General features: G+C 33.5%; 10 protein-coding genes. 7 read left to right on the top strand and 3 right to left on the bottom strand.

Annotation, left to right across the window (positions count from 1 at the left end; all coding sequences use genetic code 11):
* Positions 1 to 163: 163 nt before the first annotated feature.
* From ACODSB_RS23745 to ACODSB_RS23735, 3 genes are all read left to right on the top strand, one after another.
* Positions 164 to 520: a hypothetical protein gene (locus tag ACODSB_RS23745; RefSeq protein WP_488938857.1), complete on the top strand. Its 357-nt coding sequence runs from the start codon at positions 164 to 166 to the stop codon at positions 518 to 520.
* 66 nt (positions 521 to 586) lie between these two features.
* Entirely contained in the window at positions 587 to 1,417 is an 831-nt protein-coding gene (locus ACODSB_RS23740; RefSeq protein ID WP_488938856.1) for a universal stress protein, read from the top strand.
* A 203-nt stretch (positions 1,418 to 1,620) separates the two neighbouring features.
* Positions 1,621 to 2,268, top strand: a complete 648-nt coding sequence (locus ACODSB_RS23735) for a hypothetical protein (RefSeq protein ID WP_488938855.1) — start codon at positions 1,621 to 1,623, stop codon at positions 2,266 to 2,268.
* A gap of 75 nt (positions 2,269 to 2,343) precedes the next feature.
* On the opposite strand, the gene ACODSB_RS23730 is transcribed toward ACODSB_RS23735, so the two are convergent.
* From ACODSB_RS23730 to ACODSB_RS23720, 3 genes are read right to left on the bottom strand one after another with little or no spacing between them, the layout of a single operon-like run.
* Positions 2,344 to 3,072: an LOG family protein gene (locus ACODSB_RS23730; protein ID WP_488938854.1), complete on the bottom strand. Its 729-nt coding sequence runs from the start codon at positions 3,070 to 3,072 to the stop codon at positions 2,344 to 2,346.
* A 20-nt stretch (positions 3,073 to 3,092) separates the two neighbouring features.
* Positions 3,093 to 3,764, bottom strand: a complete 672-nt coding sequence (locus tag ACODSB_RS23725; RefSeq protein WP_488938853.1) for a BON domain-containing protein — start codon at positions 3,762 to 3,764, stop codon at positions 3,093 to 3,095.
* A 26-nt stretch (positions 3,765 to 3,790) separates the two neighbouring features.
* Positions 3,791 to 4,450, bottom strand: a complete 660-nt coding sequence (locus ACODSB_RS23720; protein ID WP_488938852.1) for a BON domain-containing protein — start codon at positions 4,448 to 4,450, stop codon at positions 3,791 to 3,793.
* Positions 4,451 to 4,802: 352 nt separating this feature from the next.
* On the opposite strand from ACODSB_RS23720, the gene ACODSB_RS23715 reads away from it, so the two are divergent.
* From ACODSB_RS23715 to ACODSB_RS23700, 4 genes are read left to right on the top strand one after another with little or no spacing between them, the layout of a single operon-like run.
* On the top strand, positions 4,803 to 5,237 hold the full coding sequence (locus ACODSB_RS23715; protein ID WP_488938851.1) for a thioredoxin family protein: 435 nt from the start codon (positions 4,803 to 4,805) through the stop codon (positions 5,235 to 5,237).
* A 40-nt stretch (positions 5,238 to 5,277) separates the two neighbouring features.
* Positions 5,278 to 6,171: an FAD:protein FMN transferase gene (locus ACODSB_RS23710; RefSeq protein ID WP_488938850.1), complete on the top strand. Its 894-nt coding sequence runs from the start codon at positions 5,278 to 5,280 to the stop codon at positions 6,169 to 6,171.
* Positions 6,168 to 6,401, top strand: coding sequence for a DUF4266 domain-containing protein (locus ACODSB_RS23705; RefSeq protein WP_488938849.1), 234 nt, complete (start codon positions 6,168 to 6,170; stop codon positions 6,399 to 6,401). Before ACODSB_RS23710 ends, ACODSB_RS23705 begins: the two co-directional genes overlap by 4 nt.
* Before the next feature lie 17 nt (positions 6,402 to 6,418).
* Positions 6,419 to 7,603, top strand: coding sequence for a DUF3570 domain-containing protein (locus tag ACODSB_RS23700; protein ID WP_488938848.1), 1,185 nt, complete (start codon positions 6,419 to 6,421; stop codon positions 7,601 to 7,603).
* Positions 7,604 to 8,111 lie beyond the last annotated feature (508 nt).

The raw sequence follows: 8,111 nt of genomic DNA, 5'->3' as shown, positions 1-8,111 counted from the left end.
TAAAGTTAAGATTTAGTTCTTAACTAGAACTCCATGCTAAGTTAGCACATCCATACTGTATGTTCTGTTTTTCATAACGACGGCACTTACGTTAGTAAATCGTTATACTTCTTTTTATATCAATAATTCAATACTTCATTTTATCATCCTTTTTATTTCAGCTTTGACTTTTGTATTTATTATTGCCCAGCTAGTTGGAAAATTAAAAAAATCAAAATCACAGTTACTGGCATTCATTATTGTTGGAGTTTTATGTTTTATTAAATCCTTCCTTACTTGGGGTGGTGACTGGAAAACACAAACAATTTTATATAAGAATTTGACCAATGATAATAAAAATATAGAGTTTCAAATGCGGGGGGATCGCTTTTCATTTGGATATAAAAAACGCATTGTAAACAGGTTAAAATTATTTCCCGGATTTGACTGGACTACTGATATTGATACCATGACAATCGATCACAAACACTGGAAAAAAATGAATCTTTATGTTAATGAAATGAAGTTTGCTTCAAAATAATAATAAACTGAATTTGTCATTAATTAAAACAATTAGGGCTCGTACCCGATCTAAAATCTAGAAAGCATGAAAAAAATACTTGTTACAACCGACTTATCTCATAGCTCCAAAGTAGCCGTACGTTTTGCTATTCAGCTGGCATCTCAGATAGGTTATGAACTTACATTTCTATATGTAAATACGTCATTTATTATTGATCCCTTTTCAGCTGTTACTTTTGTAGGTCTTCCGGAGCCAGATAACAAAAAACAGGAACAAGCTCTTATAAAATTTGTACATACGCTCTACAGACAAACCAACAAACAGCCAGATAAAACAACCTATATTGCGGAAAATAAACTTGATGTAAGCGAAGCCATTTTAAATTGCGCCAAAAGAATTAAAGCCGATTATATCTGTATGAGTACAAGAGGCGGCGGTCTTGTAAATAAGCTATTGGGAAGTCATACGACCAGAATCTTACATGACTCTCCGATCCCACTTCTGGTTGTTCCAAGACATTACAGAATAAAAAAATTAAGTACTATTTTATACCCGTCAGATTTAGAAAATATAGAAACTGAACTGCCGTTGATTAAAAAATTTGGATCCTCGTTTGATGCTTCGATCGCTGTATACCATTATGATTATTTCACAGAGGAAGAAGAAATCAACAAAAAACTCCATAAAATAGAGCGTAAATTTAAGTCTGACAAAGTATCTTTTCATTTCAAAAAGTTAAACCCTGAAGTATCTCTATTACGACACTTGCAAATTGATATTATGACAATCAAACCATCTATCATAACCATGTTTGCCAAAGAAAACCGAAACTGGTTGGAGCAATTATTTCAACCACTTAAAACTTCTGAAAAAGGTTTTAATACCAGAACTCCAATGCTTGTATTTAAAAAATAATAATTGGCAGGAAAAGCAGATGTACGATTTAACCTGCCAATACTTTATATCATAAACAATCCTGTTTTTTAGTAATAGCAGTAGTATCTTGAATGGTTCAAAATCTTTGAATATTACTTTTAAAAATCCTCTTTATTTTCAATCACGTTTGAAATCATAATCTTATACTATAATAAAATTTGGGTAATCAAAAAACAATTACAATGAAAAGAAGTATATGGTTCATTATAGTATTATCTGTTTTTTTAGTTCAATGTTCTAGCTCAAGTATAATTAGTTCATGGCAGGCCTCTGAGAAGCTGAATGTAAAAACTGGCCGTATCGTCGTAGTTGGATTGATAAAAGAATCAGACAAATCGCTTCAGTGGCAAATGGAAAATCACCTTGCTGACGACCTTTACAATCTTGGTTATGATGCCATTCCATCTATTGAACTTTATGGCTTTGAAGCATTTAAAGGAAAAGATGAAAAAGAGATTATAAAACAATTAGAGCAAGATGATATAGCTGCCGTTTTAACGATTGTATTGCTTAATAAACAAAAAGAAAAGTACTATGCTCTAAAAAGTATGTATGATTTGACAGACCCATATAATGATAATGACTTCTCTATTTACTATAACGCTATTTACACTAAAATCTACCAGGAAGGATATTATGTCAATGATACCTATTATTTTTGGGAAAGTAATCTATTTACAATGCCAGATCAAAAATTAGAGTATTCCGTACAGACACAATCCTTTAATCCCTTAAACGCCACTAGTCTTGCACATGTATATGGAAAACTAATTATACAGGATATGCTTAGCAATAATATAATTCATAATAGTCATAAACAGAAAGAATAGAGTCATTCAGCTTAAAAAAGATTTCAAAAAGACTAAAATTTTAAATTACAAATGTAAAATGAAAAACTAAAAACCTTAAATCCATTGAATGGGCTTACGTTGAAATTTTGGTTTTAATCCATAATTTTTAATGCTATGCTCAATTATAAAAAGCCTTGCCTGTTCAATATCATCTGTAATCATGAATAATTTCGAATCAGCATCATTAATGGTTCCCTCACTTTTCATTAGATTAATATGCTCAATAAGCGCTTTATGGTATTGTGTATTGAAAATTATTATTGGAAAGTTTTTAATCTTGCCTGTCTGTATAAGTGTAAGTGCTTCAAAATATTCATCTAATGTCCCAAAACCTCCGGGCATAACTACAAAGGCAAAAGAATATTTTACCAAAAGTATTTTACGAATAAAAAAATGTTTTGCCTCTACCCATTTATCGAGATAAGAATTAGGCATTTGATCAATCGGCAGTTTAATATTACACCCAACAGTCTTCCCACCCACTTCTTTTGCTCCGCGATTAGCGGCTTCCATAAGACCTGGTCCTCCGCCTGTCATTATTGTAAAACCAAGTTTGGCAAATTCACCTGCAGCCCTTTTGGTAAATTCATAATAAACGTGATCTTCCTTAAAACGAGAAGATCCAAAAAAAGTGATACAAGGACCAATGTAATAGAGTTTACGAAAGGATTTTATCAGTTCCCATAAAATTATAATTATAAATTTCAGTTCAGCAAATCTCGACTGTGGCCCTTCTAAAAACTTAATTTCTGACTTATCACTTTGAATTTCTTGCTTTGCCATAATTTCAATCGATTAATTATTTAACACAAATAAGGCTGTTCAAGGTTAACTTTTAAATGATTGATAACTTTGATTACTCCCGGCGTTTTATACGCAATCCTTTCAGCCTCTTCTTTTTGAAAAATTGACCCAACGATTCCAGATAACTGTACAGTTGCACCAGCAACCTCAACATCAATCTCATCTGTATCAAACGCCCAATGTCTTTGTAATGCCTTTTCCAGTAATTCTTTCTCTACCTGATCGTATACTTCTCTTTTAATTTTAATGTTATTGGTGACTTCCCTTACTCCCTTCTGGTTTCTAATTAATTCCAGAGCGAGCTCTCTTTGAAAATTCCATGGTAAAATACCTTCTGCAGTTACACAGCCTTTTTCTACAATGATACCAACCGTATTTTGCGGAACGACCTGATTCTCTTTCAATTTTGTGACAATTTGAGTTGCAATTTCCTGATCAGTGGTATAGGAAGTTTTTTCAAGTATAACCTGAATTTCATCTACAATTGCTGCCACACCTTTAATTTTTTTTGCAGCATGCAGGGCTTCTATTTTTTTAACAAGCATGTCAACATTTCCTGTTAAGGTAACTACACCTTCTTTTACGATAACTCCAATCTCTGCTGCATGCAGCAGAGGCTCGAATTTGAGCGCTTCCTGAATGTTTCTTTGCAAAATATCATTACTTTTCATATTTTTTTATTTAAGGTTTGCATAAATCAATCAAATTCGACTAAAAGCTCATTATCTACATACCATACACCAGGTGTATTCCATGCAATTCTTTCTGCTTCCTCTTTCTGAAATAGTGAACTCACAATACCACTGAGAGTAATAGTCTTATTATCGACTCTAACTCGTATATTATCAATATCAAGCAACCAGCTGCGACGAAGCGCTTTTTCAACGAACTCCTTTTCTATTTCATTTTTTATTTCGGCCTCAATTTTTATTTTATCAATTACTCCCCTAACACCTTCTAAATAACGAATAGCATTCTCTGCTGCTTTTCTTTGAAAATTCCAGTGCAAAATCCCTTCAAGTGTTACCAACCCATTCTCTACTGTTACTTTGAGCAGATGGTAAGGAACTGCCCAGTTTTCACGCAATACCTTAACAACTGATTCAGCTATATCGGTATCACTTTTAATTGCTGAAAAATACAGATCAACTTTTACATCGTCTACAACTGCCTTTACACCGGCAATATTTTTAACAGCTTGCTCAGCCTCTTTTTTCTGAGTATAATTATCCACTGTTCCTCCCAAGGTAACTATACCATCTTTCACATTAACATCAATTTCATTAGAGCTTAAAAGTGGTTCCCATTTGATGGCATCAATTACTTCTTTGCGCAAAACATCATTATTCTTTTTCATGGTGAAAATTTTTAAAATTTTACTTTTAACTAATAATTTAGTCCTTTTAGGTTATCGATTATTAAACAAAATTGAAATAAAAAAACAACCGAAAAAATGATCTTTATCAAGCTGGTAAGTGATATAAAACATTTTTCTGTGATGTACCAATTGTTATTTTTGGACTTGAATATCAATATTATTCTTTGTTATTGTACTATGAATTAAAACCGAATATCGTTCTGATTTGCTAGTAATTTAAAAGGGTAAACAAAATGTTAATGATTAAAAATTAATCAAATCTTAAGCAAGTAAAAAAAATAAGATACCCAACAATTCGTTATTTCGTATATACCTAAAACAAACCCGTAAAATGAAGCTAATTACATTATTCCTTTTAATGACAGTGCTTCCCATTAACTGGGAACCTGACTTTAATAATGCAAAAAAAGTGGCTAAGGAAAAACACGAATTAATTCTATTGAACTTCTCCGGTTCAGACTGGTGTGGGCCCTGTATTGTAACGCGAAAAGACTATTTTGAAAATCCGGAATTTGCAGCAATGGCAAATGAAAATCTGGTACTCGTTAATGCTGATTTTCCACGAAAAAAGAAAAACATCGGAACACCCGAACAGGTTAAGCGAAATGAAGGATTGGCTGAAATATACAACAAAGAAGGAAGTTTCCCTCTTACTCTTCTTCTGGATGCTGATGGCAAAGTAATTAAAATCTGGCATGGAAAACCAGAAACTTCTCCTGAAGAATGGACTGCCGAAATAAAAGCAATCTGTGACAGCCGAAAATAATATATTGAAAAATCAAAAATATTCCGAGTCCCTAAAACTCATGGGAAACAACTTTACCATTACAGTTGTCGCCGCAAACGAGAAAACAGGAAATGAGAATATCAGCCTCGCTATTGAAGAAATCAAGAGAATCGAAAAACTTTTGACTACTTATAAAAATGACAGTCAAACGAATCTCATTAATGAAAATGCAGGAATTAAACCTGTGAAAGTAGATCTGGAAGTTTTTAATCTTATCGAAAGATCCATCGGCATTTCAAGAATTACACAAGGCGCATTTGATATTTCTTATGGAAGTATCGATAAAAGTCTTTGGAATTTTGATAAAACAATGACGACGCTTCCTGATGCGCTCACAGCAAAAAAAATGGTGCATCTTATTAATTACAGAAACATAATTCTGGACAAGGAAAATACAACCGTATTTTTAAAAGAAAAAGGAATGCGAATTGGCTTTGGAGGTATAGGAAAAGGATATGCCGCCGAAATGGCAAAACAAATACTGCTTAAAAATAATGTACAGAGCGGTATTATTAATGCCAGCGGAGATCTTTCTGCCTGGGGATTGCAGCCTGATGGCAAAAAATGGACTATCGGTGTGGCTAATCCTGATGCTCCAAATACTGCTTTTTCTTATATGGAAATATCCAACAAGGCAGTTGCTACCTCGGGAAATTACGAAAAATTCGTAACTATAAACGGAAAAAAATATTCGCACACCATTGACCCTAAAACAGGTCTGCCAATAACAGGAATCAAAAGCGTGACTATCATCGCATCAAATGCTGAATTTGCCGATGCCATGGCGACACCCATTTCTGTAATGGGAATTAAGGCCGGTTTATATTTAATAGATCAAATACCCGATTTATACTGTATTATAATTGATGACAACAACAAAATTTACACTTCAAAAAACATTCGCCTAAAATGAAAAAGCCAAAGCAACAAAATCTCGTACTGTTATGCAGTATTACTTTTATAGGCATCCTGCTCACCTCCTGCACTTCGGTTAAGGAATATCAAAAAGGAAAAATCAATGATTCTGAAATGGTACTTTCTAACAGGAAAATCGAAAAGACAGAACTCAGCTTTCAATCCTACCGTGAAGGAGCTTCCGGAGCAAATTCAGGAAAAAGCGGCGGTGGCTGCGGTTGTAACTAATTTTCATAAAATTAAAAATGAAAAGAATATTCATAACAGGATTTGCTTTATTGGCATTATTTCAATCAAGAGCGCAAAACGTGCCTACTGATTCTACCAGTTATAAAAGCAAAAAATTAAAATTAGAAGAAGTAAATTTGGTTTCGAGTTATTATAGCCAAGATGGGGATAATTCAGCGGTTACAGGGGGGATTGGTTCTGAACATCTTACCGACATTGCCAATACCATTGATGTTAAGTTAGTCAAGTACGGAGAAACGGGCATCAAGCATACCTTTGATATTGAAGCGGGTATTGACCATTATACCTCTGCATCATCAGATATGATCGATTTGAGCGCCAATTCATCTGCTTCATCTTCAGATAATCGTTTTTATCCCTCTTTGACTTATTTCAGAGAAAATGAAGAAAAAGGACGAACAATTGGAATTGGTGTATCATCATCAACCGAATTTGATTATCAGTCCTTTGGAGGAAACATCAGTTTCTCACAAAAAACAAAAGACAAAAACGGAGAATTTACGGCTAAGTTTCAAACCTTTATCGATCAGTTAAAACTAATTGAACCGGTTGAACTGCGGCCACCAGGCCAGGAAGGTTATGACAGTGCTAACCGAAATACTTTTGCTGGAACACTAAGTTATGCTCAGGTTGTAAACAAAAATCTGCAAATAATGATATTGGGTGATGTGATTAGTCAAAATGGTTATTTGAGTCTTCCGTTCCACAGAGTTTATTTTGCAGATGGTTCTGTTCATCAGGAAAAAATGCCGGATTCGAGACTAAAAATTCCACTGGGAATCAGGGCCAGTTATTTCTTTGGAGACAATGTAATTATCCGCGCTTATTACAGATATTATACTGACGACTGGAGTTTAAAAGCGCATACAGCTGATCTTGAAATTCCTGTGAAGGTAACACAGGCATTTTCCATAAGTCCCTTTTATAGATATTATACCCAAACAGGAACTAAGTATTTCAAGCCATACGGAGAACATACCGAAGCTGATGAATATTACACCAGCAACTATGATTTATCGAAGTTTGACAGCAGTTTCTTTGGAATGGGAATGAAATTCACTCCTCTTAACGGAATTTTTGGCCTTAAACACTGGAATACTCTAGAGATACGTTATGGTCATTATACCAGAACTACAAATATGACTTCTGATATTATTAGTATTAACATAAAATACAAATAGTTAAAAACTTAATTCAAAATTACATTCATTAAAAAACCACCAAAGTCATTTGACGATGGTGGTTTATAATTTTAGCTAATCATTACTTATTTGTTTAGAAATCTTTTTATTCAAAAAATGAACAACCTTTCAAATGGAACTGTTGGTAATTTATACATCAATCCCCAACAGGACATCCCGACCAAAATACTGAAGACATGTAAAGACAGCCTCTACGTCCAGTACACCAATCTCTTAAAAACTTCCATAAAATGTATAGAAATTTGTCCCGTCGAGGTCACAATAGCCAAAAGACGCCAATTTCTGCCTTTTTTTCGTTTACACTATTAATAAATGAGTTTGACTTATTTTTCCTTTTATTTTTTTGTTCGTGCTAAAATATAGAAGCAAACTGCAAAAAAATATGAATTTGCTTAAACCCTTAATAATTAGCAAAATTGAAGTACTAAACAGAAATGGATGTGCTAACTTAGCATGGAGTTCTAGTTAAGAACTAAATCTTAACTTT

This window comes from Flavobacterium sp. FG68 (assembly GCF_057808895.1).
Note: the sequence above shows the minus strand (reverse complement) of the source record. Positions and strands in the feature narration are given on the sequence as shown.

Coding starts and splice junctions, on each gene's coding strand:
- ACODSB_RS23740 (WP_488938856.1), top strand. CDS start 587: ATGAAAAAAATACTTGTTACAACCGACTTATCTCATAGCTCCAAAGTA.
- ACODSB_RS23735 (WP_488938855.1), top strand. CDS start 1,621: ATGAAAAGAAGTATATGGTTCATTATAGTATTATCTGTTTTTTTAGTT.
- ACODSB_RS23730 (WP_488938854.1), bottom strand. CDS start 3,072: ATGGCAAAGCAAGAAATTCAAAGTGATAAGTCAGAAATTAAGTTTTTA.
- ACODSB_RS23725 (WP_488938853.1), bottom strand. CDS start 3,764: ATGAAAAGTAATGATATTTTGCAAAGAAACATTCAGGAAGCGCTCAAA.
- ACODSB_RS23720 (WP_488938852.1), bottom strand. CDS start 4,450: ATGAAAAAGAATAATGATGTTTTGCGCAAAGAAGTAATTGATGCCATC.
- ACODSB_RS23715 (WP_488938851.1), top strand. CDS start 4,803: ATGAAGCTAATTACATTATTCCTTTTAATGACAGTGCTTCCCATTAAC.
- ACODSB_RS23710 (WP_488938850.1), top strand. CDS start 5,278: ATGGGAAACAACTTTACCATTACAGTTGTCGCCGCAAACGAGAAAACA.
- ACODSB_RS23705 (WP_488938849.1), top strand. CDS start 6,168: ATGAAAAAGCCAAAGCAACAAAATCTCGTACTGTTATGCAGTATTACT.
- ACODSB_RS23700 (WP_488938848.1), top strand. CDS start 6,419: ATGAAAAGAATATTCATAACAGGATTTGCTTTATTGGCATTATTTCAA.